The organism is Parabacteroides sp. KHUB-02, assembly GCF_056640955.1.
Genome location: NZ_JBWQEV010000001.1, coordinates 209,866 through 234,633, shown reverse-complemented (window position 1 = coordinate 234,633; position 24,768 = coordinate 209,866). Strand labels below are relative to the sequence as shown.

Annotated in this window: 18 protein-coding genes and 1 pseudogene; 6 read left to right on the top strand and 13 right to left on the bottom strand. The window is 43.6% G+C overall.

Annotated features, from left to right (window positions below; translation table 11 throughout):
- Window positions 1-10: 10 nt before the first annotated feature.
- The 4 genes from ACYIA1_RS01100 (at window position 11) to ACYIA1_RS01085 (ending at window position 4,658) form a co-directional block, all read left to right on the top strand.
- Window positions 11-1,078 (top strand): 6-bladed beta-propeller, encoded by a 1,068-nt coding sequence (locus tag ACYIA1_RS01100; RefSeq protein ID WP_005865567.1) that lies wholly within the window; start codon window positions 11-13, stop codon window positions 1,076-1,078.
- A gap of 331 nt (window positions 1,079-1,409) precedes the next feature.
- Window positions 1,410-2,744, top strand: a complete 1,335-nt coding sequence (mtaB, locus tag ACYIA1_RS01095; RefSeq protein ID WP_217934958.1) for a tRNA (N(6)-L-threonylcarbamoyladenosine(37)-C(2))-methylthiotransferase MtaB — start codon at window positions 1,410-1,412, stop codon at window positions 2,742-2,744.
- Between the two features lies 1 nt (window position 2,745).
- Window positions 2,746-3,636, top strand: coding sequence for a lysophospholipid acyltransferase family protein (locus ACYIA1_RS01090; protein WP_087345767.1), 891 nt, complete (start codon window positions 2,746-2,748; stop codon window positions 3,634-3,636).
- Window positions 3,633-4,658: a glycosyltransferase family 2 protein gene (locus tag ACYIA1_RS01085; RefSeq protein WP_480334098.1), complete on the top strand. Its 1,026-nt coding sequence runs from the start codon at window positions 3,633-3,635 to the stop codon at window positions 4,656-4,658. The genes ACYIA1_RS01090 and ACYIA1_RS01085 overlap by 4 nt, the downstream gene beginning before the upstream one ends.
- Window positions 4,659-4,753: 95 nt before the next feature.
- On the opposite strand, the gene ACYIA1_RS01080 is transcribed toward ACYIA1_RS01085, so the two are convergent.
- Complete coding sequence (locus ACYIA1_RS01080) at window positions 4,754-5,176, bottom strand: phage integrase SAM-like domain-containing protein (protein ID WP_480334096.1); 423 nt, start codon at window positions 5,174-5,176, stop codon at window positions 4,754-4,756.
- Window positions 5,177-5,211: 35 nt separating this feature from the next.
- Window positions 5,212-9,147 carry a hybrid sensor histidine kinase/response regulator transcription factor gene (locus ACYIA1_RS01075; protein WP_480334094.1) on the bottom strand — a complete coding sequence of 1,312 codons (3,936 nt, stop codon included), beginning with the start codon at window positions 9,145-9,147 and terminating at the stop codon, window positions 5,212-5,214.
- Window positions 9,148-9,331: 184 nt separating this feature from the next.
- Between ACYIA1_RS01075 and ACYIA1_RS01070 the strand changes: the two are divergent.
- A pseudogene (locus ACYIA1_RS01070) lies at window positions 9,332-9,733 on the top strand (glycoside hydrolase family 20 zincin-like fold domain-containing protein); the annotation flags it as partial.
- 426 nt (window positions 9,734-10,159) lie between these two features.
- Here ACYIA1_RS01070 and ACYIA1_RS01065 read toward each other — a convergent pair.
- From ACYIA1_RS01065 to folB, 4 genes are all read right to left on the bottom strand, one after another.
- Window positions 10,160-10,804 (bottom strand): MarC family protein, encoded by a 645-nt coding sequence (locus ACYIA1_RS01065; protein WP_005865493.1) that lies wholly within the window; start codon window positions 10,802-10,804, stop codon window positions 10,160-10,162.
- Window positions 10,805-10,898: 94 nt separating this feature from the next.
- Window positions 10,899-12,146, bottom strand: a complete 1,248-nt coding sequence (locus tag ACYIA1_RS01060) for a PNGase F N-terminal domain-containing protein (protein ID WP_048928347.1) — start codon at window positions 12,144-12,146, stop codon at window positions 10,899-10,901.
- 5 nt (window positions 12,147-12,151) lie between these two features.
- A complete protein-coding gene (locus tag ACYIA1_RS01055) occupies window positions 12,152-13,588 on the bottom strand; it encodes a monomeric [FeFe] hydrogenase (protein ID WP_443899345.1) in 1,437 nt (478 codons plus the stop codon).
- 77 nt (window positions 13,589-13,665) lie between these two features.
- Window positions 13,666-14,034 carry a dihydroneopterin aldolase gene (gene folB, locus ACYIA1_RS01050; RefSeq protein WP_005855090.1) on the bottom strand — a complete coding sequence of 123 codons (369 nt, stop codon included), beginning with the start codon at window positions 14,032-14,034 and terminating at the stop codon, window positions 13,666-13,668.
- A gap of 91 nt (window positions 14,035-14,125) precedes the next feature.
- On the opposite strand from folB, the gene ACYIA1_RS01045 reads away from it, so the two are divergent.
- Window positions 14,126-14,497, top strand: coding sequence for a bactofilin family protein (locus ACYIA1_RS01045; RefSeq protein ID WP_480334091.1), 372 nt, complete (start codon window positions 14,126-14,128; stop codon window positions 14,495-14,497).
- 39 nt (window positions 14,498-14,536) lie between these two features.
- On the opposite strand, the gene ACYIA1_RS01040 is transcribed toward ACYIA1_RS01045, so the two are convergent.
- The 7 genes from ACYIA1_RS01040 to rpsR all read right to left on the bottom strand — a co-directional run bounded on the left by ACYIA1_RS01040 (window position 14,537) and on the right by rpsR (window position 24,768).
- On the bottom strand, window positions 14,537-17,224 hold the full coding sequence (locus ACYIA1_RS01040; RefSeq protein WP_480334089.1) for a 4-alpha-glucanotransferase: 2,688 nt from the start codon (window positions 17,222-17,224) through the stop codon (window positions 14,537-14,539).
- Between the two features lie 23 nt (window positions 17,225-17,247).
- A complete protein-coding gene (locus ACYIA1_RS01035) occupies window positions 17,248-19,788 on the bottom strand; it encodes an adenosylcobalamin-dependent ribonucleoside-diphosphate reductase (RefSeq protein WP_005855085.1) in 2,541 nt (846 codons plus the stop codon).
- A gap of 257 nt (window positions 19,789-20,045) precedes the next feature.
- A complete protein-coding gene (gene dnaA / locus ACYIA1_RS01030) occupies window positions 20,046-21,443 on the bottom strand; it encodes a chromosomal replication initiator protein DnaA (RefSeq protein WP_008774487.1) in 1,398 nt (465 codons plus the stop codon).
- A gap of 366 nt (window positions 21,444-21,809) precedes the next feature.
- On the bottom strand, window positions 21,810-22,694 hold the full coding sequence (locus tag ACYIA1_RS01025) for an MlaD family protein (RefSeq protein WP_005855082.1): 885 nt from the start codon (window positions 22,692-22,694) through the stop codon (window positions 21,810-21,812).
- A 37-nt stretch (window positions 22,695-22,731) separates the two neighbouring features.
- Window positions 22,732-23,895: an N-acetylmuramoyl-L-alanine amidase family protein gene (locus ACYIA1_RS01020; RefSeq protein ID WP_009018600.1), complete on the bottom strand. Its 1,164-nt coding sequence runs from the start codon at window positions 23,893-23,895 to the stop codon at window positions 22,732-22,734.
- A 135-nt stretch (window positions 23,896-24,030) separates the two neighbouring features.
- The gene (rplI, locus tag ACYIA1_RS01015; protein WP_005855078.1) at window positions 24,031-24,477 is read right to left on the bottom strand and encodes a 50S ribosomal protein L9; all 447 of its coding nucleotides are present in this window, start codon (window positions 24,475-24,477) and stop codon (window positions 24,031-24,033) included.
- A 21-nt stretch (window positions 24,478-24,498) separates the two neighbouring features.
- Complete coding sequence (gene rpsR, locus ACYIA1_RS01010; protein WP_005637107.1) at window positions 24,499-24,768, bottom strand: 30S ribosomal protein S18; 270 nt, start codon at window positions 24,766-24,768, stop codon at window positions 24,499-24,501.

Sequence of the window (24,768 nt, the reverse complement as noted above, 5' to 3'; positions counted from 1 at the left end):
AGATATTTTTATGAATAAATGGCTTATTATATTTGCGATATTACTAACCGCTTGTACCGGCACAAGCGAGAAATCAGAGGAATGTATAACAATTGACCTAGCAACTGTTTTTGACCATCAACCTCAAGAAGTAGCCTTAAAGAAATGGGCGAAATCCATCCAATTCATCCCTCTGCAAACGAATGACTCAATCTTGATCAAATACATCTCCCGCATTATTAAACACGGCGATAAGCTATTGGTGCAGCATGATAACAGAGCTTCTGTTTTCGACTTGGCAGGAAAATATTTATACGATATCGGCAAACAAGGAGGAGGTCCGGATGAGTTTAGTCGTATATCCGGACTAGAACCTCATGATCATCTTATTTATATAAAAGATAGCCCCATCCGAATAAAGGTATACGATTGGCAAGGGAAATTCCACCAAACCATTCAAATTCCGGATAAGAACATCCGGGGATTTTATCCACTCCCTAAGACGAACGTTATCCTAGGTCACGTACCCAACCTCTCTGGCAACGCACCCATTCGGTTCTATTTTTGCCAAGATACAGTCATATCGGATAGCATACCTTACTATAAATCTTATACAGAACCTCCTTTCGTCATGACATTTACCTATGAGTTCCGTCCTTTCGACGGAAATAAGATTGCCGCATTTAAGGAGTTGTTCTGCGATACGATATTTAAAGTTTCCAACGACATGAAGCTAACTCCTTATGCCGTCCTCGATCTAGGTAAATACCGAACGCCCGAGGAACTCCGTTATAATATCACGATAGACGATATAAAAAACGACCTGTTCAGGACAAAGACGATCCCTGTCATACCCGGGCAAATCGGAGACCGGCTCTATATGCATAACTTCTCCGATAAAGATACCTATACATTATATTATGATATAGCGGAGAAGCAATTAGCCTATGTACAATTCATATACCCGGAAAACTCATTTGAACTTCCCGAAGAAGCCTATTTCACTCCCAAATACATCTCAAACGACAACCGTTACCTAATCGATTGGGAGCAACCCGAGAATGATAACAATCCGGTATTAATCTTAGTGGAGCCCTAGTTACCGTATTTCCTCTATCGGCACAATAAACAAAACAAGGCCGCAGCAAGGACTATTCGATAACAAGTCTTCATAAATAATGTTGCTTGACTGTATCTATTCCTTAGTTCACGGCATGGTTTTTACAGACCACGTCATGGTTTATACAGACCACGACGTGAATCGCACAGACCACGACGTGGTTTGTAGAATATATCCAATAGTAAAGAAGAATAGATAGGCTTCCGGAAAACTATTTATGCAATAGTAAAGAGTTTTTAAGTCCATCTCAATCCGAACTCTTTACTAATCCGGGCTTAATTAGTACCTTTGCACTCTAACTAAATCGAAAATGATAGATCAGACCGTATTTAACAATAAAAAGGCCGCTTATTATACGCTGGGTTGCAAACTAAATTTCGCGGAGACCTCTACCATTGGAAAGCTATTAGCCGAACAAGGGGTACGCAAGGTGCGTCCCGGGGAAAAAGCGGATATATGCGTGGTGAATACTTGCTCCGTAACGGAACTGGCCGATAAGAAGTGCCGGCAAGCGATCCGTCGGATCAGCAAGCAACACCCCGGCGCTTTTATCGTGGTGACCGGTTGCTACGCACAGTTGAAGCCGGAGGAAGTCTCCCATATAGAAGGCGTTGACTTGGTTCTTGGCGCCGAACAGAAATTAGAGATCCTTCAATATCTGGAGAATCTGGAGAAGAAAGAACACGGAGGAACTGTTATCGCCTCACAAAGCAAGGATATACGTTCCTTCTCCCCTTCTTGCTCGGCCGATGACCGTACACGTCATTTCTTGAAAGTACAAGATGGATGCGATTATTATTGCTCCTATTGTACCATTCCTTTCGCCCGTGGAAGAAGCCGGAACGGGACGATCGCCAGCATGGTGGAACAGGCGCAGGAAGTCGCTCGTAAAGGAGGTAAGGAGATCGTATTGACAGGCGTAAATATCGGGGACTTCGGCAAAAGTACCGACGAGACCTTTATCGACTTAATCCGGGCTTTGGATGAGGTAGATGGAATCGTACGATATCGTATCTCTTCCATCGAGCCGAATCTGATTACCGACGAGGCCATAGATTTCGTGGCCCATAGCAAACGTTTCGCTCCTCATTTCCATATCCCTTTACAAAGCGGCAGCGATGCTGTCTTGCAATTAATGCGCCGCCGTTACAACACTGCTCTTTTCCGTCATAAGATCGAAAAGATCAAGGAAATAATGCCGCATGCTTTCATTGGCGTAGACGTAATCGTTGGAACCCGTGGCGAGACAGACGAGTACTTCGAGGAGGCCCGCCAATTCATCGATAGCTTGGATATAAGCCAACTGCACGTGTTCAGTTATTCGGAACGCCCGGGTACCCAAGCGCTGAAGATCGATTATGTAGTAGACCCAAAGACCAAACACGCACGCAGTCAACAACTCTTGGATATCTCAGACCAGAAACTTCATGCCTTTTATGAGGCCCATATCGGACAAGAAGCGAATGTCTTATTCGAACACACCAAGAAAGACGGCAAGATGCACGGTTTCACCGAGAACTATATAAAGGTAGAAATCCCTTATGATGCCGCTTTGGTCAATGAGACCCGCAAAGTCGTACTAGGCGGCTGGAATGAGGATCGCACCGCATTAATAGTCAACAATCAATCATCAACCGTCAACTAAGATGTGGGATAAAATACAATATGCCTTTCTTTATAGCTGGGTAAAAGTACACGCCTTACTTCCCATGCGAGCTTTATACGTGTTATCAGACATCCTATATGTCCTTATCTATAAGATAGCCGGATACCGGGTAAAAGTAGTGCGCCGTAATATAACCGCCTCTTTCCCGGATAAATCCAAGGCAGAATTACGCCAATTAGAACGTCGGTTCTATCATCATTTCGCCGATTATATCGTAGAAACGATTAAACTAGCCCATATCTCTCTGGATGAGATACAACAGCGAGCCTATCTGAGGAACCCGGAATTGGTTGACCAACTTATGGCGAAAGGCCATACTTGCTTCATCCTCACGATGGGGCATTATGGCAACTGGGAATGGTTTTCCGGCTCGACCACTCGCTTTGAGGACTCACGCATCTATCAGATATACCGTCCGTTAAACAACAAGGCTTTTGATAAGCTATTCGCCAACCTCAGGACGCAATTCGGTTCTTTCGGCATCAAGAAAAACGATACGATACGGGATATCATCAAGTTAAAACAAGACAAGACCCGCTCTGTCGTCATCTTCTTGGCGGACCAGACACCCAGCAAGGCGAACCTGCATTATTGGACCGAGTTCCTTCATCAAGATACGGCCATATTAACTGGTCCGGAGCGTATCGCACGCAAACTGAACCTGCCTGTGATCTTCCTCGATACCCAAAAAGTAAAAAGAGGATATTACACCGTAGACATGAAGCTGATTACGGAGAATCCAAAAGAGACTCCGGAAAATTACATCACCGAGCGATACGCACGACTTTTAGAGAAAATGATCTTGCGTGATCCGGCCTACTGGCTATGGACCCATAAACGTTGGAAACATAAACACGAGCAACAAGGATGAAAAAAGTAGCGATTGTCATCTTAAACTGGAACGGAAGAAAGCTAATGGAGGAATTCCTTCCTTCCGTCGTATCCAACTCTCCGGAATGGGCGGAGGTTATCGTAGCAGATAACGGTTCTACCGATGACTCGATCGAGATGTTGAAAGCAAAATTCCCGACCGTCGGCATTATCTCCTTCAACCAGAATTATGGTTTTGCCGAAGGATATAATCAAGCGCTCAAAAGGCTCGACCATGAATATTGCGTTTTATTAAACAGCGACGTAGAAGTTACTCCCAATTGGTTAGATGCCCCGATTGCCACTCTCGACTCTGATCCGTCAATCGCTTGTGTCCAACCCAAAATACGGGCTCAACGAAATAAAGAATACTTCGAGTACGCGGGTGCGGCCGGAGGATACATTGACAAATACGGCTATCCATTTTGTCGGGGGAGAATCTTGCATATCGTGGAAAAGGACGAGGGGCAATACGACACTCCCGCCGATATCTTATGGGCGACAGGAGCCTGCTTATTCGTTCGTACGGCTACGTATAAGGAAGTCGGGGGATTAGATGCCGGATTCTTCGCACATCAAGAAGAAGTCGATATGTGTTGGCGTTTACGTTCCCGGGGATATCGGTTGGTATGCGTCCCACAATCCATCGTTTACCATGTCGGTGGAGCCACCTTGAACGCGGAAAGTCCCCGCAAGACTTTCTTGAATTTCCGAAACAGCTTATTGATGCTTTACAAGAATTCCCGGGAAGAAGATCTAAAGCATGTGATGTGTGTCCGCTTTTGGCTGGACTATATCGCCGCCGCGAAGTTCCTGCTGGAAGGACATTTCGCGAACGCCAAAGCTGTTTATGAGGCAAGAAAAACCTATCACCAACTCAAACCGGAATATACGCCTAAGCGTAAAGAGAATCTGGAGAAAAGAACACTGAGCACCATCCCGGAACTTATGCGGGACAGTTTAATTCTGGCATTTTATCTAAAAGGGAAAAGGACATTCAAAGCGATAAAGAATAGACGATAAAGAAACCGGCCTTCTTACTTCCCCCAAGGAGAAAAAGAAGACCGGTTCGCAAAAAACATATAAGATTTTAAGTATCAATCCCTGTAAAATGGATATCAAAAAGCCACCCGATAAAAAAAGAAATCCCGGGAGAGAGCCAAAGCCGATGAATAAGACAGGTCAAGTCTCTGCAACTTCAAAATGGTCTTTTCACTAACGGCACGTTTCGATGTCTTGGCAATCCCGGTATATACCTCATGAAAAGGAAAAGCTTGCTCCACAAGTTGCTCTTGTACAGCTTTATTATAAGCGGCACGCAAGATTCTCATATAAAATGAGCTACTATTCTTACTCACTCTCCTTCCCCATAGCCATTTCTCATATTTGCAAGCCGTATCGGAGTCTAATGCGGTGAGAGGTATATCACAATTCTCTAAAAAAGAGGAAAAGCTGTTCAATGTTCGTAAATAATTACGGGAAGTACTGAATTGACCGCTATCATGAAGGAACCCAATCTCTTTTCTCAAATAGTCCAACATTCCGGTTTCAGTTTTTGGAGATCGGCAACTAACACTTAATTATTTCGACGATATTCGGTTGGAGTGACCCCATAGCTTTGTTTAAAAGCCGTACTAAAATAACGAGCGCTGGAAAAACCGACACGGTCCGCTACTTCCTGAATACTCATATCCTTATGAGATGAAAGCAACCGAGAAGCCTCGACCATACGAAACCGAATCACATAATCACCAACCGAGACATCCGACAAATGACTGAACTTGCTATAAAGCGTCGTTCTACTCATCGCCATCGCAGAGGCGATAAAAGGCACATTCAAATCCGGATTACTCAAGTTCTCCCGAAGCAACGTATTCAATTTACACATGAATTGTTCGTCCGCATTGCTTGTCGCATCCTCTTTTGGAGAGAATAGACAACCGGACTCACGATAACGCACACGAAGTAGGTCTCGCTGTCTCAATATATTCCGTAGAATCACCAACAAGGAATCTATATCAAACGGCTTCGCCAAATAGATATCCGCCCCTGATTTATACCCCTCTACCGAACTTGCTTGATCCACCCTAGCGGTCAATAGAACCACAGGAATATGGCCAACCGCTACGTCGTTCTTGATTCGGTAACACAGCTCAAAACCATCAGTCCGAGGCATCATGACATCACTGATTACAATATCCGGCTGACATTGCCCCAAGATTTCCCAAGCCTCTTCCCCGTCTCCGGCTACAAAAACCTCCTTAAACTCTGCCTGCAAGACACCGAGTAAGTAGTTACGCAGCTCTATCTCATCTTCAACCACCAACAATGTATATTTAGCAAGCTCCGTATCTACCTGTACTCCGCACACATCTGTTTCCGGCATGTCAGCGCCCTTCACGCTTAAATCGATAACCCTATCCGGTTCCGCGGCAACAAACGCTTGCGTGAAAGGAAGGTCGAAATAGAAAGTGGCACCTCCATCCTCATTATTGTAAGCACCTATACTTCCGCCATGCAACTCTATAAGTTTCCGGGCATAAGCCAACCCGATCCCACTCCCTTTACGGTCGTGTTCACCTTGGTAAAAACAGGTAAAAAGACGGTTTATATCCACATGTCTCAATCCGATCCCCTGGTCCGCAAGGAAAACCCGCACATTCTTATCCATACGCTCCGTACCAATGACTAATGAGGTATCCGGATCGCTGAATTTCATCGCATTTATCAATAAATTAGATAAAACGACACGGCATTTGGAAGTATCAAAGGGTACTTTCTCTACTGAAGCATCCAACTGGAACCGCACAGAAATCCTACGGGCTTCGAATTCCATGATAAAATCATCCGTTACCGATCGTATCCAATCGTTAAGATCGTAAAAACGAATATCCATAACATCGCCGTTCGTATCAGACTTCTGGGCATCGAGCACCATATCGACGATCTCCCGCATCCGGCAAGTTTGCAACAACAAACCATCCAATTGCCGGGATACATCTTTATCCGTCACCTTTCCGGATTTCAGCAAACGTTTGAGCGGAGCATAGATCAAAGTAAGCGGCGTACGTAATTCATGGCTGATGTTCACCATGAAACGGACTTTTTCCTCATAAAACTTTCGTTCATGTTCTTTCATAGCCCAAGCAAGTTTCCGTTCTTTGCGTCGCATGACAGACCAGATCATCCCTCCAATTGCCGCAAACACAATCACCCCCATCGCGATCAGGAACCAAGCGCGTCTCCACAAAGGAGGCTCCACATCTACTGTCAATAATCTCAAAGGAACACTCCAGTCTCCATTCTTCTTGCTATAGGAAACCCATAATTCATAGTTGCCCGGAGAAAGCGCCGGAAATGTAAATGCATGGCTTGAAGTCTCCAACAACTCCTCACGGTCTCCCTTGATGTAAAAACGGAATAATTTCTTCCGCATCAAATCTTTCTCTTTCACGATAACACTTAACCCAAAAGAAACATAATCCCACGGAATGGAAATAGCCTGTTCCCCGGATATACCATCGGGATGAATCGGAGCCCCATCTAAAGCCAAATTAATCATGCTTACAGAAAAATCCTCTTCCTCATGAATGTCATAGTCGGGCCGTATCCTAACCAGCCCTTCCACCCCAGAAATATAAATATTACCGGAAGAAGCCTCAAAAGCAGGTTCCGGAAGAAACTCACGTGTAAAGACACCGTCAGATTCCCCAAAAACGATTACACGCTTCTCATCCGGTACATACGCATACAACCCTTCATGAGTACTTATCCAAAGGCGATCAGAACGATCAAACGCAAGAGACGTTACCCCAATAAAACGATCCTGATCAACCGTGTCCAATCTTTCCGAGAGACGGTCATAAACATATAGACCGGAAGATGTCCCCAACCAAAAACGGTTATCTTTATCTTGTTTTACCGCAAGTATCGTACCGATATCCTCATTCCTCACAAATAACGGACGTAGTTGCTTATGCGGGATATCCAACACATACAAAGCCGCGGAAGAACTTATGTAACAAGAATCGCCTTGTATGAAACGGGGCGCAAGCAAACTTTGCGGTAACAGATCTTCCGGTAAAGACTCAAATTGTTGTTTCCGCCGATTATACACAGACAAATGATTATCGGATAAAAGACAAAAACAGTCCTCGTCTAAAGGAAATAAACGAATCGAATTACCTCGTAAGAATAAATCCTTTCGCACATGCCCCCAATTTAACAAAAACTCCCGGCATTCTCCTGTATTTTTATTAAAATGATAAAGCCCTACACCAAACAAAGATAACAACAATTCTGAATCGCTATACGGCATGATAGACACCACCTTCATCCCCGCAGTCTGAGGATATTTCCGGAAAGTCTCTTTTTGCGGATCAAACAAGTCAAGACCTCCCCCATCCGTTCCTACCCAGATTTTCCCATCACGATCTTCATACATGGAAGTGACCGACTGAAAACTCAAACCGTAAGAAGCCCCGGGAGGAGCATCCCGATAAGTCGTCATAAAAACAGGTTTAATGCCGATCAATCCTCCCCTGATACTGCCCGCCCAAACATTATCCTCATCATCGATATACAGACAGGCGAAAGAATTTACCGGCAACGAATGGCGATCGCCCGGAAGATGCATAATCGCTCTTACGGTCTTATTTTTGTAATTATATATATTGATACCACCTCCGTCCGTCGCCAGCCAAAGTTCGCCATCTTTCTCGCACATATCTTGCACGATATTATGAGTCAATCTCTCCGGGGTTTCCAAATGCTCCTGCAATCTCCCCTCTCGATCATAACAAAAAACACCTTTATTATAGATAGCCACCCATATTCTCTTGAATGAATCTATATACATGGAGGGGATATTCCCTTTGGGGATAAACGACACACGTTCCAGATCTCCGGTGTCTAGCGAATACCACCAAAGCCCTTTTTCCAGAAAAGACAGAATGACCTTCCTCTCTTTTTCGTCATACAAATAAACATAATTAGGCGAAAAATCAAACGGACTTTCCTTGAACTTACACCGGATCATTTTCTTTTCCGCATAGGAATAACAAAAAACACCTTGCTTCCCTAAAAAATAGATTCCTTCCGGCATGAGGAGGCTACAAGCAGCGACCATAGGTTGCCCGTCTATTTCCTGACGTATAAATTTTTGGGTATCACGTTCGAAACATGCCAATCCGCGACTAGTCCCCACCCAAATATTTCCTTCCGCATCTTCCTCCAAAAAAACTATATCATTATAAGGAAGAGAATGCGGGTTCTCCCTCTCCTCCTGATAAACGGTAATCTTTTCCCTATCGAAACGATTCAACCCAAACCGGGTACCAATCCACATAACACCTCTTTCATCTACCAGTACACATTTTACGGAAGACTGCGATAATCCGTTTTCCAAAGAAATTTGTTTAAAATAATACTTAGGAGCTGCATAAAGAGACTCCGCTAAACACACAAAAAACAGCAATAGATATAATTGTAAAAACCTCCAAAATACTCGCATAGTTGTATATCACCCATTGTTCGGCAAAAATACTAAATCGTCCGAAATATAAGGCTTGCAGAGTATAAAAAAACGTTTTTTGAATTTTCACGGACGATTTTGGACCCAAGAAAATATCCTTAAAGCATAGATTTGCAGCAAGTGAAAAATTAAACAAAAAAGCATATCATTAAAAATTATTCTTATGTTACGTACAACAGGTATATATTTTATTATTTTGGTTATGATACTTGTAAAATGTTTCCTTCCGGACGAAAAACCGGAGATCATTCCTTTCCCCTTGCAAAGTGTATCAGACAAAGGTGATTTCACCTTCAATAAGGCAACTCTCATCAGTGTAGAAAATGAAAAACAGGCTATGATCGCTCGGGAGTTGACCGATCTGTTCACGCTTTCCGCCGGATTCACCCCGGAAATAAAAATACAAGACAAACGAGCCAATATCATATTCCGCACAGATAGAGAACTAGCGACCGAACATTATAAACTGAATATAGCCCCCTCTTGTATTCTAATAAAAGCATCCGGACAAAAAGGTTTCTTTTACGCAATGCAAACCTTACGTTTTCTGCTTCCTCCAGCAATAAACAGCCAAACTCAGGTAGAGAATATTCAATGGAACGTACCGGGAATGACCATACTAGATGGCCCCCGATACAGCAATCGGACCGTGGCAATACACACACCTTTCACTCTCATCTCGAAGGATAATCTCAAAGAATTGATCGATCACCTAGCCATGTTAAAAATAAACAGACTTCATTTCACACAAGAAGTTCATGATACGACACCTGAAGGACAGCAAAAAATGAAGGATATGAACCTGTATGCTAAATCCAAGAAGATCACGATCTCAAACGGGACAACACACACCCATGATATCATATCGTATCTCCCGTTCCAAGCAGAGCGACTTATCTGGAAAGCAAATATCTCCGATTGCGATGAGGATAAGAAAAGGTTATTCCAATATTTAGCGCCCATCGCAGAAAGAAGCTGGTCTGGTAATTTGTTAGCCCATCGCCTCACGCAAGATATCGATCAAGATAGGCTTCAATCCGCTTACGAAACATTCCACGGCGATCACCATCAGTATCAATCCCATCAAACGCATCATCACGTTATTTCCAGTCTCTCCCAATATACGTACCAGCCGGGTAGAAGCTTGCAAGATCAAGAATGTGATAAAATAGACCAATGCGATTATTCCGATCAACGTACCCTTTAAGGTGAATGTCGAAGCGTCATCCATAAGCATGATTGCGTTGGCGATCGCTCCCGGACCACACAACATCGGAATCGCCAGAGGAGTAATGGATATATCATCCGCATAGGTTTTCACCTCTTCCTCTTTCAACTTTGCGTTGGAATAGCGTGCCTGAAGCATATCAAACCCGATCTTGAAGATAATAAAGCCGCCAGCTATGCGAAAGCCGTTTGAGGAGATACCAAAGAACTTAAACAGGAACTGACCGGAGAAAGTAAAAACCATCAAGGTGATGAACGACACGATCGTGGCCCTTCGGACAATCGCTTTCCGTTCATGGTCATTCATACCATTGGTCATGGTCAAGAAAACCGGCATCGTACCGAGTGGATTGGTCAACGTAAAAAACGAAGTGAAACATAATAGGGCGAAAGGTAACAAGTCTTCCATATCAATAATTTTTTAATTGGCTAATGTGCCAATATGCCAATTAGTTGAAGAGAGAATGATTGGCACATTGGTACATAACATATTATCACATTATTTACTCATCCCAGACCAAATAGGCTGAGACCAACCAATGATTCAGCTTATTCCCATCCACTTCTGCCGCTTCCGGAATACTCACCGTCAGCGTATGATGGCCGGGTTGGATATCTTTCAACGCTACCTCTTCCGGTATCACATCCGATCCGGGACACCAATTAGAGCGGGAAAGATCCGAAGACGCCAAGGGTTCCTCTACTTCTTTCTCCGAATATCCCTTCTCGGTGATATAGGAAGCCAGACGCTTTCTCAACCAAACCCCGGTAGCCGGATTAAAACGACGGAAAGAAGCGCAGTCCGTACGCCAAGGAACAAAATCCAAGACTGGAACTCCATCAACGGAAACAATATTCTGTTTTTCCACGAACTCATCCCCGCCGGAATGACCGCCATGTCCCGTAACGATATATTTCAGACGGACATCACGTGCGCCTTGAGGAATATCAAAATCCAATGACACGTCCTTCCGGGCGAATATATCCGGATATTCCTGCCCGATATAATAAACCGTATTCATCAACGGCTCTACATGTTTCTTCGGCAAAGCGTCGCAAGTCAGATCGGACTCATCCACATCAATCGTCATGCTTGCGACGTATCCTTCCGGTGTCCATGTATCGATAAAGATTCCAACATAAGCACCACCTTCCAAAAGAGGATACAAATCGGTTATGTCTTGCTCCCAGCTTACGCTATCTTCCCAATGGTCGACATACACCGGTTTACGATGTTTCGTCAAGCTATCCTCGGGACTACTGTAATGCCCTACTCCGAACGGAGTCATGAAACGCATCAATTCCACGGTAGGTTGATAATCCGTCCCGGGGATGATACCGATCATCTTCTCCAGTTTCACGCTATCCACCGCAGGAAACTCCTTCTCGCCTTTAGCGATATTCAACAAATTAATGCCCGAGGCATTTGGCAATACAAAACAAGACCCGGATTTATCCCAGCGATCTCCATTCGAAGCTACCGTAACCCGGAGTTTGACGGAAACGTTTCGCTTATATTTCGGCAATGTTACCTTCTTCAAGATAATACGGCCATTCACCAAATGATAGATACTGTCCGGTCCCGGAGCGTTAAAAGCGGCGGGATATACATCCGGAGCGAAACGTATGCGGGTATCATTAAATACCTGTACGGAATAATCTCCCATCGACGGTAATTCTTTATGTCCGCAAGAAGCGGTACATAGAAAAACTCCCGTCAAGGAGACAAATAAAGCCAATTTTTTAATCATTTTGTCTAGAATTTAGTAAGCTCCTTAATAAGCTGCTTTTGTCCGGCAGTCTTATCGGCGTGCGTACAAGGACCGGTCACACAACCGCCCTCGCAAGCCATCACTTCTATAAACTGCGCGGGAGCCTTTCCGGTTTTAGCGTAAGCGCGTAATAATGCCACATTTTTCTTTGTCAGGTTGGCTACCTGCACGGCATTTACGTTCTCGTCCTTCAAATAAACCTTAACGGCGTTGATCACACCACCACTTTGGGCGAAGCCATGCGCCTCACGGACAGCGTTAAATAATACGGAGAAAGGCTGGGCCTCCTCGATCTTGATACCCAATCCCTCCAATACGGAGCCTACTTCCTCAAACGTAAGTGTAAAATCCACGCACGGATCTAGTTTCACCTCTTTTCGTTTCGCCACGCACGGGCCAACAAACACGATCTTCGCATCCGGATATTTTTCCTTCACGATACGGGCCGTATAATACATCGGAGATCCAGTAGAAGAGATGTATTTCTTTAAATCCGGGATATGTTTCTCGGCCAATTGCACGTAAGACGGACAGCAACTAGTGGTCATGAACGGTTGTCCTTCTTTCAATTTCTCGATCAATTCTTCCGCCTCATGACGGGTGGTTTCCATAGCGCCTTGCGCCACCTCGACCACTTCCTCGAATCCCAAGGACTTGATAGCGCCATACACTTTTTCCTTCGGAGCGCTAAACTGAGCTAAGATAGACGGAGCGACAATCGCTACCATCTGTTCCTTATTCCGCAAGCGTTGCAAGATATCGAATACTTGCGAGATCTCGAAGATAGCACCGAACGGACAAGCATTCACACATTTACCGCAATATATACATTTAGACTCGTCGATATGCTCCCCCCCATACTCGTCCTTGCTGATCGCCTTAACCGGACAAACTTCCTCGCAAGGGATCGGGATATAAACGATGGCATGGTACGGACAGCTTTGGTGGCATTTACCACAGCTGATACAAGTTTCATGATCAATCTCGGCCTGACCGTTTTTCTTGAATCGGATAGCGTCCTTCGGGCAGTTCATATAACAACTACGAGCCACGCACCCCCGGCAAAGATTCGTGATCTCATAATTCACGGAGACACAAGAGGAACACGCCTCATCCACTACACACATGATATTTTCCTTCTTATTCTCCGAGCGGAACAAGGCACGCTTCGCATACTCTGAAAGCGGTGTCAACTCATCTTCCTCGTCCTGCATATCAAAACCAAGCAAAGGCAAGGTTTTGTATTTCCAGACGGCACGTTCCTTATGTACACAGCAACGGCCCCTCACTTTCGATTTTCGGGGACTCAACTCGATCGGCAAGCGATCAATTTCTTCTAGAAGACGGTTTTCTTTCCAGAGCTTTACTAACTTCGCCAGCAATCCGTGACGAACAATCATTACGTTGTTGGTAAATGCCATAATGTTATCGTATTTGTGCTTTTAGTATATCGTATATCGCATCACTTCTTTACAAACGCGAAGGTAAATAAAAGTTTCTAAACAGAAAGAAAGCTTTCTTTAAGAATTATCGAAGCACTATGAATATCTCCGCCAAACGGAGGATTTAATTTAGACAAGACAAGTTCCACCTCCGTGATCTGTGGAAATCTCTCTTTCAAAGCCTTCAAGATACGCCCCGCCGCGTGCTCGAGAAGTCTCGAGGGGATAGCCATTTCTGCTTTCACGGTTTCATATACTGTGGCGTAATTGATCGTATCGCTTAAATCGTCGCTCCATACCGCGTTCTCCAACGGAGCTGTCAGTATCAAATCTACGATAAAAGTATTCCCAACCCGGGTCTCTTGGGGTGCCACGCCATGATAGGCATAGAATGTCATCCTTCGTAATTCAATCTTTGTTGTCATAATCTTTTAATTTATCTGTAAATGTATAGAAAGTAAACCTTCCTGCAAAAAAATAGTCTTATATTTGTCAACCAAGTAACAACACATTATGATGGGAATAAAACAAAAAGATGAAAATTCCGCAGGCGGATTACACAACGCCTTGGCTGCGGGGACAACGATAAAGGGTAATATTATCACAGAGACAGACTTTCGCTTGGATGGAAAAGTAGAGGGAGATATCAGTTGCAACGGCAAGATCGTTATCGGCCCCAAAGGTAGCGTAACAGGCAATATCGTATCCGAGAATGCTGAGATTCTCGGTGAGGTAGATGGCTCCGTAAAAGCAAGCGCAAAGCTTATTCTAAAATCAACAGCAATTATCAAGGGAGATATATATACCCAATCCCTAGAGATCGAACCAAACGCACGGTTCAACGGAGCCTGCTCGATGTGTTCCGAGAAAAAGAAAGCGGACAAATAGACTGAGGGCCGCACTTTTCGATACGGCCCTTAGTCTTTCTTATTTTCGTCCAGCCTCTTTTATCAACGAGACTATCTTATTATTCAGGTTATCAGCCTGTAAAAGCTGTTCCAACGTAATATGCATCCGGTAGCGCCAATAATGCGTTGAATTCGCAGGAACGTTAATACGCTCGGATTCTATATCCTTTCGCTTGATAGAATCATCCATAGCAAACCAATCCTGCAACGGAATAATCGTCAGCATGGAACGAGTCTTCAAATGATTAGAAATAATCTGGGCAACAATTTCAGCCGTACATTCATCCGGGGCCTCACCGATCCGTTGCAATACATGGTTGTAATAACGCTGTGTCTTCTCCGGATCTTCTTTCCACCAATTACGAAGAGGAGTCATATCATGTGTAGAAGTCGTACAAACGGAATGATAAGGCAAATTAAACATATCGGAAAATTCCCGCTGCGGACTCTTCGGCATACGCTCAATCTCAAGGCTTAGTATTTGCAACTTATTCATAACCTCGGGAACAGAGGCGGGGATCATACCTAGATCCTCTCCACAAACCAACATCTCCGTGGACGCGACCAACGGTGTCAAACGCTTAAACGCTTGCGCCTTCCAAAAATCATTATGGCGATGATAGAAGAAATGCCAGTATAACTGATCGAACGCATAACGGTCGGAACCACTCAATTCCCGATAGATATAGGATTGATTCGCCGAGATCCGGGGATGGAACTTATCGGTCTCTCTTGGGTCACGAAGAAATAATACCTCATTCGCAATCGTAAACAGGCCATTCTTGATCCGTAGGGAAACTGGATCCGCCTTATCCGCAAACAACGCCTCAATCTTCCTTTGCGTATCACAGAACGGTTTTAACACATAATGCCGGGAGGAGGATTGTGCCAAATAAGCACCTATCACCTCTTCTGTATTTTCCTCAAACAATTCCGATAAGAATTGTCTATTGATATGTGGGGTCGTGAAACGAGACTCGTTAAAATTCAATCCATACTGCTCGATCTCTTCTCTCGAGAACGGCAACGCTGGATTGAAATGACCACAAAGCCCTTGCACATATTCACAAGGAACCTCCCATATTCGGAAAAATCCCAAGATGTGATCTATACGGAAACAATCGAAATAATCACTTAACTTAGCGAAGCGTTTTTTCCACCAAGAGAAATTATCTTTCTCCATCGCATCCCAGTTATAAGTCGGGAACAGCCAGTTCTGACCGTTCATGGAAAAGTCATCGGGGGGAGCACCCGCTTGACCATTCATATTAAAATATTTCGGTTCCGTCCAAGCCTCTACACTAGTGCGGCTCACGCCAATGGGTAAATCACCTTTCAATACAACTCCATTCTTACGGGCATAATCCGATACCGACTTGAATTGGTTATGCAATACATATTGCAAGAAATAAGTGAACGAGATCTCCGGCCATGCGTCACTCTCTTCCCGGCAAAGAGCCCGGACACGTGTCTTATTGTAAATAGAATTACCTTGCCATTGAGAGAAATCAGATGTCCCATAACTTTCCCGCAAGAAGCAATAAGTAGCGTAAGGCATCAACCATGACTCATTTTGCGCCAAGAACTCTTTAAACTCCGGCGTATCTAATACGGCCTTACCCTCCCCTCCGAAATATTCTTGACAATAACCCAATTTATATTTCAGTACTTCCTCGTAATCAACCGTATCTTTTGCGTTTAATTCTTTTTGCTTCCCTGCATAAAAAGCAGCTCTCTCCGGATCTTGCAAGGTCCCCAAAGCCGATAAATCCACATACATGGGATGAAGGGCATAAATAGAAATAGCGCTATACGGATAGGAATCCACCCAAGTATGGGTCATTGTCGTATCATTCATAGGTAATACTTGAATGATACGTTGGTGCGTCTTTCTAGCCCAATCCACCAACATGTGTAAATCTCCCAAATCACCTACCCCAAAGCTCTTTTCCGAGCGCAAGGAAAAGACGGGGATAACCGAGCCGGCACAACGCCATAACGGTAAGCTATCCCGGAAGTAAAGACCAGATATAACAACGGTCTCACCCTGTTTCTGGGGAACAAGACTTAGAATACGATTCTCATCACTCTCCCAATACAAAGGTTGACGGGAATCATTATCCCAAACCAAAAATTTATATTCTAAAGGATACCGTATCTCCGCAGCGTCTAAATCAATATGCCATTCCGGGAAAGTATCGCAACTCAACAATAAAGCCTTGTCCGGATGCCAGTTACCTAAGCATTCTTGATTTCCAGTAATGGCTACACACTGATTCTTTTCCACCCGGGGAGCGGATATCTTTATCACCAATTTTCTTCCACTTCTAACGACCCTCTCATGTGTATTGCAGGGATGAGCGAATAAACTTTTGGTGAAAGCAGAAGAATAAAAGGCTAGATTATCCGGACGGATTTGCCAATAATCATAAAGGATGTAAGAATCAGATTGTCCATCCAATACAATCCGGTGATTCTTCTCCCACTCCTCAAAGATCTGCTTATCATTAACACTTAAGAAATATCTATATTCTATATCTTTTATATCGGGTGGAAGATCCAGTTCCAGTTTCCAGTTTCCATCCCCAGAGTAATTCATCTCCTTAGCCAAAGCAGGTTCCCAAGAGCCTAATTCCGGTATGGAGCCCACTACACATAACTTCTGTCCCCAAACGGTATGGAAGTTTATATTAAAAGTGACTTTCATGGTATATAGATTTAGTCAATTATTTAACCGCATTTAGAGGCTCCGCAATTCGTGCAGATCAAACAACCTTCTTGATAAATTAAGGTCTCCAACCCACAGTTCGGACATTTCTGCCCTTTCGCTTCCATGCCGTTCGGTAAATATTTCTTCAAGGCCCGTTCCACGCCATTCTTCCAAGTATTGATAGACTCGCTATTCAACTCCATACCCTGTACCAGTTTTATAACCTGATCAATAGGCATTCCGTAACGGAGCACACCGGAGATCAATTTAGCGTAGTTCCAATATTCCGGATTAAACTTGCCATCCAAACCTTCGATTGTCATTTTATAACCGCGTTTATTCTTGAACTGGAAGTCGTAATGCTTATTACCATCCTCATCATAGCTCTTGATGATCGTACCTTTAGAAACGTTTTTAGGTAACATGATACCCTCGTCATCATCGGCCAAACCGGTAAAGATCTCATACGGACGGCCATTCAACAAGCCGACGAAAGCGATCCATTTCTCACGGTTATTCTGAAATTTTACCACATCCGCATCCAATTCACGAGGACGGGTAGATACGATAACCGGTGGTTGCATGCAGTTACAATCCTCTTTTTTCTTCTTTTTATCTGTCGCAATCAAGACACCGGAACGAGAACCATCTCGATAAACAGTACATCCTTTACATCCGCATCTCCATGCCTCAACATACAAAGAGTCTACCAACTCCTCACTTACATCGTTCGGCAAATTGATCGTTACGCTGATAGAATGGTCCACCCATTTCTGAATGCGTCCTTGCATACGGACTTTTTGTAACCAATCGACATCATTGGAAGTCGCTTTATAATAAGGAGACTTAGCAACTAGCTCCTCCACTTCTTCTTGTGTATATTTCTTACTTGCCGAATAACCATTCGCTTGCATCCACGTTACAAACTTATGATGGAATACGATATACTCCTCGAAAGCGTCGCCTGTCTCATCCACGAAATCCACACGAGCCTCGGAATCGTTCGGGTTTACTTTGCGGCGGCGCTTATATACCGGCAAGAATACCGGCTCTATACCGGAAGTGGTCTGTGTCATCAAGCTAGTCGTTCCTGTCGGAGCGATTGTTAAGCAAGCGATATTACGACGGCCGTATTTCAACATATCCTCATATAAAGCAGGATCAGCCTCACGCAAACGGTTGATGAACGGATTTTTTTCCTCACGCTTCGCATCGAATATCTCAAAGGCACCACGTTCTTTCGCCAACATTACGGATGAACGATATGCGGCCAAAGCTAATGTCTTTTGTATAAGTTCCGCACAATCGGTTGCTTCTTCTGTTCCATAACGCAAACCTAAAGCGGCAATCATATCGCCTTCCGCCGTGATACCCACACCTGTACGACGTCCTTGCAAAGTCTTTCGTTGGATCTTTTCCCACAAATGACGCTCTGTTTGTCTTACCTCCATGGATTCCGGATCCGAGTCGATCTTAGCCAAGATCATCTCGATCTTCTCCGACTCCAAATCAATAATATCATCCATAATCCGCTGGGCCAAACCTACATGCTTCTTGAACAAATCATAATCGAAATAAGCGTCCGGAGTGAACGGATTTACCACATATGAATATAAATTGATTGCTAACAAACGGCAACTATCATACGGACAAAGAGGTATCTCGCCACAAGGATTCGTGGAAACCGTACGGAACCCCAGATCCGCATAGCAGTCTGGTACAGACTCACGTAAGATCGTGTCCCAGAATAACACACCCGGTTCAGCGGATTTCCAAGCGTTATGAATAATTTTTTTCCATAAGCCAGAAGCATCGATATCCTTCACATAAACGGGAGAATCCGAATCAATTGGATATTGTTGCTTATAGGTACCGCCATTAACCGCGGCATTCATGAAATCATCATCAATCTTCACAGATACATTTGCACCTGTAACCTTACCTTCCGTCATCTTAGCGTCGATAAACGCCTCCGAGTCCGGATGTTTAATAGAAACGCTCAGCATCAAAGCTCCACGACGGCCATCTTGGGCCACCTCACGGGTGGAATTCGAATAACGTTCCATAAACGGAACCAACCCGGTAGAAGTCAACGCGGAATTCTTAACCGGAGAACCTTTCGGGCGGATATGCGAAAGATCATGGCCTACACCACCACGGCGCTTCATTAATTGTACCTGTTCTTCGTCAATACGAATAATCGCACCATACGAATCCGCTTGCCCGTCCAATCCGATAACAAAACAATTAGAGAGTGAGGCAATTTGATAATCATTGCCAATTCCCGTCATCGGACTTCCTTGCGGAACGATGTAGCGGAAATGATCAAACAGGTCGAAAAGTTCTTGTTCCGACAACGGATTCGGATACTTTTTTTCCACACGGGCAATCTCACTTGCCAAGCGATGATGCATATCATTCGGAGATTCCTCATAGATATTTCCAAACGCATCCTTCAAGGCATATTTATTTACCCATACTTTAGCGGCGAGCTCGTCACCGGTAAAGTAATCCAATGAAGCCTTAAACGCTTCGTCAAAAGTGTAAGTTTTACGATCCACAATTATTATATTTATTTTGCGACTGCAAGTTTACGCATACTTTACCAGTTATCCAAATTACCCTACGTTAAAAAGAATACTTATTGAAAAGTTTTCCAAAACCAAACTCGCAACCCCACATTTTCAATTACTTAAACAAAACTAAACATCAAATAGTTTTCCAAAAAGAAAACTTAACACTTACACGGATCTCCCAAAACAAAGAAGGACGCCTCTTTAGAGAGACGTCCTTATCCTACTATATAGGGATTCTTAATTTAGTTCTTGAGCAAGACCTCGATTTCCTCTACGGAAGACCGGAAAGACTTACTAGTCTCAATCTGGTCTTTGATCGTCTTACAAGCATGCAAGACCGTCGCATGGTCTTTCTTTCCTACGATCTTTCCAATATGGGAAAAAGAGGAGTCCGTATATTTCTTCGCCAAATACATCGTGATCTGACGGGCTTGCACGATCTCACGTTTACGGGAATTAGTCTGGATAACCGATTGCTCCAAGTTGAAATACTTGCAAACGATCTCCTGAATCATCTGTACGGAGATCTGTTTCTTCTCCAACCGAACCGCTTGGCTAACCACACGTTTCGTCAACGGCAGATCGATCTCACGATTATTGATAACCGCATTAGCCATTAAAGAGACGAGAATACCTTCTAAGTCACGGACATTCTCCGTCACATTATTAGCGATAAAGTTAAAGACCTCATCCGGAATCATGATTCCGTCATGGTTGATCTTATTCTTCAGTATCTTTTTACGTAGATCCAGATCCGGACGGCTCAACTCAGCCGTCAATCCCCATTTTAAACGGGTGATCAAGCGCTCTTCCATCCCTTGCAAATCCACAGGAGGTTTATCAGAAGTCAAGATAAGCTGCTTACCTAACTGGTGCAAGTGGTTGAAAATATGGAAGAATGTATTTTGAGTCTTATCCATACCGATCAACTCCTGTATATCATCCAACAGCAGCACATCGATATTTTGATAGAAATTCAAGAAGTCATTAGTCGTATTCTTACGGATAGCATCTGTAAACTGTACCCGGAACAAATGCGAAGATACATATAACACTTTCTTTTCCGGATGCAACTCCCGGATACGAGTTCCGATCGCATGGCATAAGTGAGTTTTACCCACTCCTGACGGACCAAAAATAAACAACGGGTTAAACGTAGTCTTTCCCGGATTCTGGGCAACAGCCTCACCCGCCGTACGAACCAGCTTATTGCTCGTACCCTCGAAATAATTATCAAAATTATACTTCGGGTTCAACTGAGGGTCCAAATCCTGCGGAGCAGTCGTCATAAAAGGATTCGGAGCTTTGTTAGCGTCCTTGGGAGTGACTTTCTTTACAGCGGTGGAAGCATTCTCCGCCGGATAATCAACCGTACCACCAGTGGTCTTATCCACCATGATACGGTAGTTAAGAATGGTTCCTTGACCGATTACACGATACAATGTAACTTTCAAAACATTAACATACTTCTCTTCCAGATACTCATAGAAGAATTGACTAGGCACCTGTATGGTAAACTTCTTGTCTTCGTATGATAACGGAACGATAGGTACGAACCATGTGTCAAAAGCTGCCTTAGGCACAATATCCTTTATGACCGCAAGGCACTTATTCCACAATGTTTGATAATCAGTCTGCATGTTTTCTTTCTCTCCCACTAATACTTTTTACATTCGGACTACAAAGTTTAGAAATTAATTCCGAAAAAAAAAGTGCTATTTTGTTTGGTAAATATGAATTTTCAATATCCCTTTTAGATTCAGATAGTTACTAATACCTATCTGATTTACTGCTATTTAGATCGACCAACGTTCAAAAACCCTTTATTTTAGAGACCTCTACAAAAGCGTAAACGCTGACGTCCGGTGACGGAATAAGGCCTCAGGAAGTATCTATCTCACTTTACCTAAAGGCCTTATGCGTATAATCAGCAGGAGTCCCCTAACTTTTTGTCTAATTAGAATGATTCTAAATAACGTCTTTTATACTATGATTTTTTAACATAATCAAAAAACAGAGAAATGGACGTATCTTTTCGGATTCTCCCTCAAATCTAGCAATAGCTTGGAGGCGTTGTCCATCGTGCTGTTCAGATTATCATACAATCCTTTGTCGTTCAACAATAAGCCGATGCTATTATCCGTCGAGTTCAATTTATCCGTAGTCAACTTCAAGTTCGCCAAGGTCGCATTGATGGAATTGACCGTTGTAGCCAAATCCAATTCTTTCAAGTTGGCGCTCACCTCCGAGAAATTATCCGTCATCGTCTTCAAGTTATTCACGATACCCGGTACATCCTTACTCAACATCTGATTCAACTGACGGGTAGACACCTCTAGGTTGCTAGTCGTTTTTTCGATATGATTCAAGGATTGAGCCAAGGCCGGATGAGCGATCAAGGTTTGTAAGCTACCCAAAATCGTGTCGATCTTCGGCAAAAGGTTCTCAACGCTTGGCAAGATCTTCTCCTGTACGGATTGCATCATATCCTCTTCCATTCGTCCCTCGAGCGTAGAACCCGGCTTCAAAAAGTCATCCACGTAAGTGTTCAAATGAATATGCAACTCAGCTCCGCTTAAGAAAGTATTGACAACCGCTATATAACTTCCCTTATTCAGCCTCATCTTATCTTCCAAACTAACCTCAACGATGATCTTACCGGTCGTATCATAGTCATAAATAATATCACGAACCAATCCCACCTTAAAACCATCCACAAATACAGGGCTGGAAATCGTCACCCCCTTTACGTTGCTGAATGATACGTAGTAATGGTTCACCGGTTGAAACAGGTTAATACCCTTCAGATAATTAATGCCTAAATACAATAACGCCAGACTTACGATCGTCACAAGTCCGATCTTCGCCTCTTTAGTGAATACACTTTTCATTTCCTTTATTTATAATGTATAATTTATTCCTATATCATTAATATTTCACCTTCTTCCCATCCTTAAAAGCGATGATGAAGGCATCTTTAAAATCCTTAGCGATCGTTCGGCGCATCTTCCGGATCGAGTTAAAATCCGAAGTCTCGCCATACGTGTATTTATAGATACCTTTCTCCACATAGAAATCCACGTTCTTGTACCCCTTAAATAACCGGGAGTTCGCAGGAAGCTTCTTATTGGAAGTCAAGAATTGTATCTTATATATAACCTTTCCTTTCGTGTTCCTGTTCACGGAAGTGGTAGAAGAAACTGAGGTTTTCTGTCTTGTGGCTTGCTGTTTTTTATTTAAGATATCAGCCTCGCTCCCCGGAGGCGGAGTTTCCTCATTCGCTACGGGAGCAGCGACAACTCCGGAAAAATTTCCTTTACGACGATCGTAATTCTTCTTATATTTGCAAAAAGCATCGTACAACGCTTCCGCCAATTTATTTTGTCCGGCGGCGGTTCTCATGAACTGCTCTTCTTGACGATTCGAGATATACCCCAACTCGACCAGAACACTGGGCATGCTCGTTTTGCGAAGCACCAAAAAACCAGCCTGTCTTACGCCACGGTCTACCCGCTTACAAGCCCCGAACGATTTCTGTATCTCGGAAGCCAGACTAATACTTTGCTCCATATGCTTATTCTGCATAAACTCGAAAATGATATATGACTCCGAAGAGTTCGGGTCAAATCCCTCATACCGTTGTTGATAATTATCCTCCAACAAGATCGCTGAGTTCTCGCTCATAGCCACCTCTAAGTTCTCTTCGCTACGGGCCAAACCCAGCGTATACGTCTCCGTACCTTGCACGGTACTTCCACGCTTTACGGCATTCGTATGGATAGACACGAAAAGATCCGCCTTATTCCGGTTCGCTATATTCGCACGTTCGTCCAACTCGATAAAACGATCCGTCTTACGAGTATAGATCACACGCACATCCTCCGCGTTATTCTCTATCAATCGACCCAATTTTAAGGCGACAGCGAGATTTATCTCCTTCTCATTAATATTCGCCCCTCTAGCGCCCGGATCCTTCCCGCCATGCCCAGCATCGATCACGACCGTAAAAGTCTTCTCTCTCGCCTGAAGTCCGGGCAAGAAAAAAAACAACGCAAATAGCAAGTTAATATATAGAAAAGACTTTTTGCTCACTTTCTAAAATTATTGCAAATTCGGGAACAAATGTAGCGCTTTTTTGCTGATTGACAGATGTCTTTTTTTATAATTAAAACAAAAAAAGAGGGCAGTTTCGAAACTACCCTCTTTTATGATATATTAAAGTATCTATTATTCAGAAACAACCTCGAAAGGAACCTCAACGGAAACCTCTTTGTGAAGTTTCAAAACAGCCTTATAGCTACCTACTTCCTTAACAGACTCCTTGATATAGATAATCTTACGATCGATATTCTCGAAACCAGCCTTAGCCAAAGCCTCAGCAACTTGGATATTCGTTACAGAACCGAAGATCGTACCTGTAGAGCTAGTCTTAGCGCCAATCGTCAAAGCTACACCCTCTAACTTAGCGGCCAAAGTCTGAGCGTCTTCCTTGATCTTAGCCAATTTGTGGGCACGTTGCTTCAAGTTCTCAGCCAATACTTTCTTAGCAGACTCTGAAGCGATCACTGCCTTACCCGTGGGGATTAGAAAGTTACGTCCGTAACCGTCTTTTACTGTTACGATATCGTCTTTGTAGCCTAAATTCACTACATCTTCTTTCAAAATAACTTGCATATTCTGTCTCCTCTTAATTAATTATTTCATCAAATCGGTTACGTAAGGAAGCAAAGCCAAGTGACGAGCACGCTTTACAGCCTGAGCCACACGACGTTGGAACTTCAAGGAAGTACCAGTGATACGACGCGGAAGGATCTTACCTTGCTCGTTCAAGAATTTCTTCAAGAATTCAGGATCCTTATAATCGATATACTTGATACCGTTCTTTTTGAAACGGCAATATTTTTTCTTCTTAACGTCTACTGAAGGCGGAGTTAAATATCTGATTTCTGATTGAGTTGCTGCCAT

Bases quoted from the DNA above. Each gene is read 5' to 3' on its own strand.
- ACYIA1_RS01100 (WP_005865567.1), top strand. From the start codon at position 11: ATGAATAAATGGCTTATTATATTTGCGATATTACTAACCGCTTGTACC.
- mtaB (WP_217934958.1), top strand. From the start codon at position 1,410: ATGATAGATCAGACCGTATTTAACAATAAAAAGGCCGCTTATTATACG.
- ACYIA1_RS01090 (WP_087345767.1), top strand. From the start codon at position 2,746: ATGTGGGATAAAATACAATATGCCTTTCTTTATAGCTGGGTAAAAGTA.
- ACYIA1_RS01085 (WP_480334098.1), top strand. From the start codon at position 3,633: ATGAAAAAAGTAGCGATTGTCATCTTAAACTGGAACGGAAGAAAGCTA.
- ACYIA1_RS01080 (WP_480334096.1), bottom strand. From the start codon at position 5,176: ATGTTGGACTATTTGAGAAAAGAGATTGGGTTCCTTCATGATAGCGGT.
- ACYIA1_RS01075 (WP_480334094.1), bottom strand. From the start codon at position 9,147: ATGCGAGTATTTTGGAGGTTTTTACAATTATATCTATTGCTGTTTTTT.
- ACYIA1_RS01065 (WP_005865493.1), bottom strand. From the start codon at position 10,804: ATGGAAGACTTGTTACCTTTCGCCCTATTATGTTTCACTTCGTTTTTT.
- ACYIA1_RS01060 (WP_048928347.1), bottom strand. From the start codon at position 12,146: ATGATTAAAAAATTGGCTTTATTTGTCTCCTTGACGGGAGTTTTTCTA.
- ACYIA1_RS01055 (WP_443899345.1), bottom strand. From the start codon at position 13,588: ATGGCATTTACCAACAACGTAATGATTGTTCGTCACGGATTGCTGGCG.
- folB (WP_005855090.1), bottom strand. From the start codon at position 14,034: ATGACAACAAAGATTGAATTACGAAGGATGACATTCTATGCCTATCAT.
- ACYIA1_RS01045 (WP_480334091.1), top strand. From the start codon at position 14,126: ATGGGAATAAAACAAAAAGATGAAAATTCCGCAGGCGGATTACACAAC.
- ACYIA1_RS01040 (WP_480334089.1), bottom strand. From the start codon at position 17,224: ATGAAAGTCACTTTTAATATAAACTTCCATACCGTTTGGGGACAGAAG.
- dnaA (WP_008774487.1), bottom strand. From the start codon at position 21,443: ATGCAGACTGATTATCAAACATTGTGGAATAAGTGCCTTGCGGTCATA.
- ACYIA1_RS01025 (WP_005855082.1), bottom strand. From the start codon at position 22,694: ATGAAAAGTGTATTCACTAAAGAGGCGAAGATCGGACTTGTGACGATC.
- rplI (WP_005855078.1), bottom strand. From the start codon at position 24,477: ATGCAAGTTATTTTGAAAGAAGATGTAGTGAATTTAGGCTACAAAGAC.
- rpsR (WP_005637107.1), bottom strand. From the start codon at position 24,768: ATGGCAGCAACTCAATCAGAAATCAGATATTTAACTCCGCCTTCAGTA.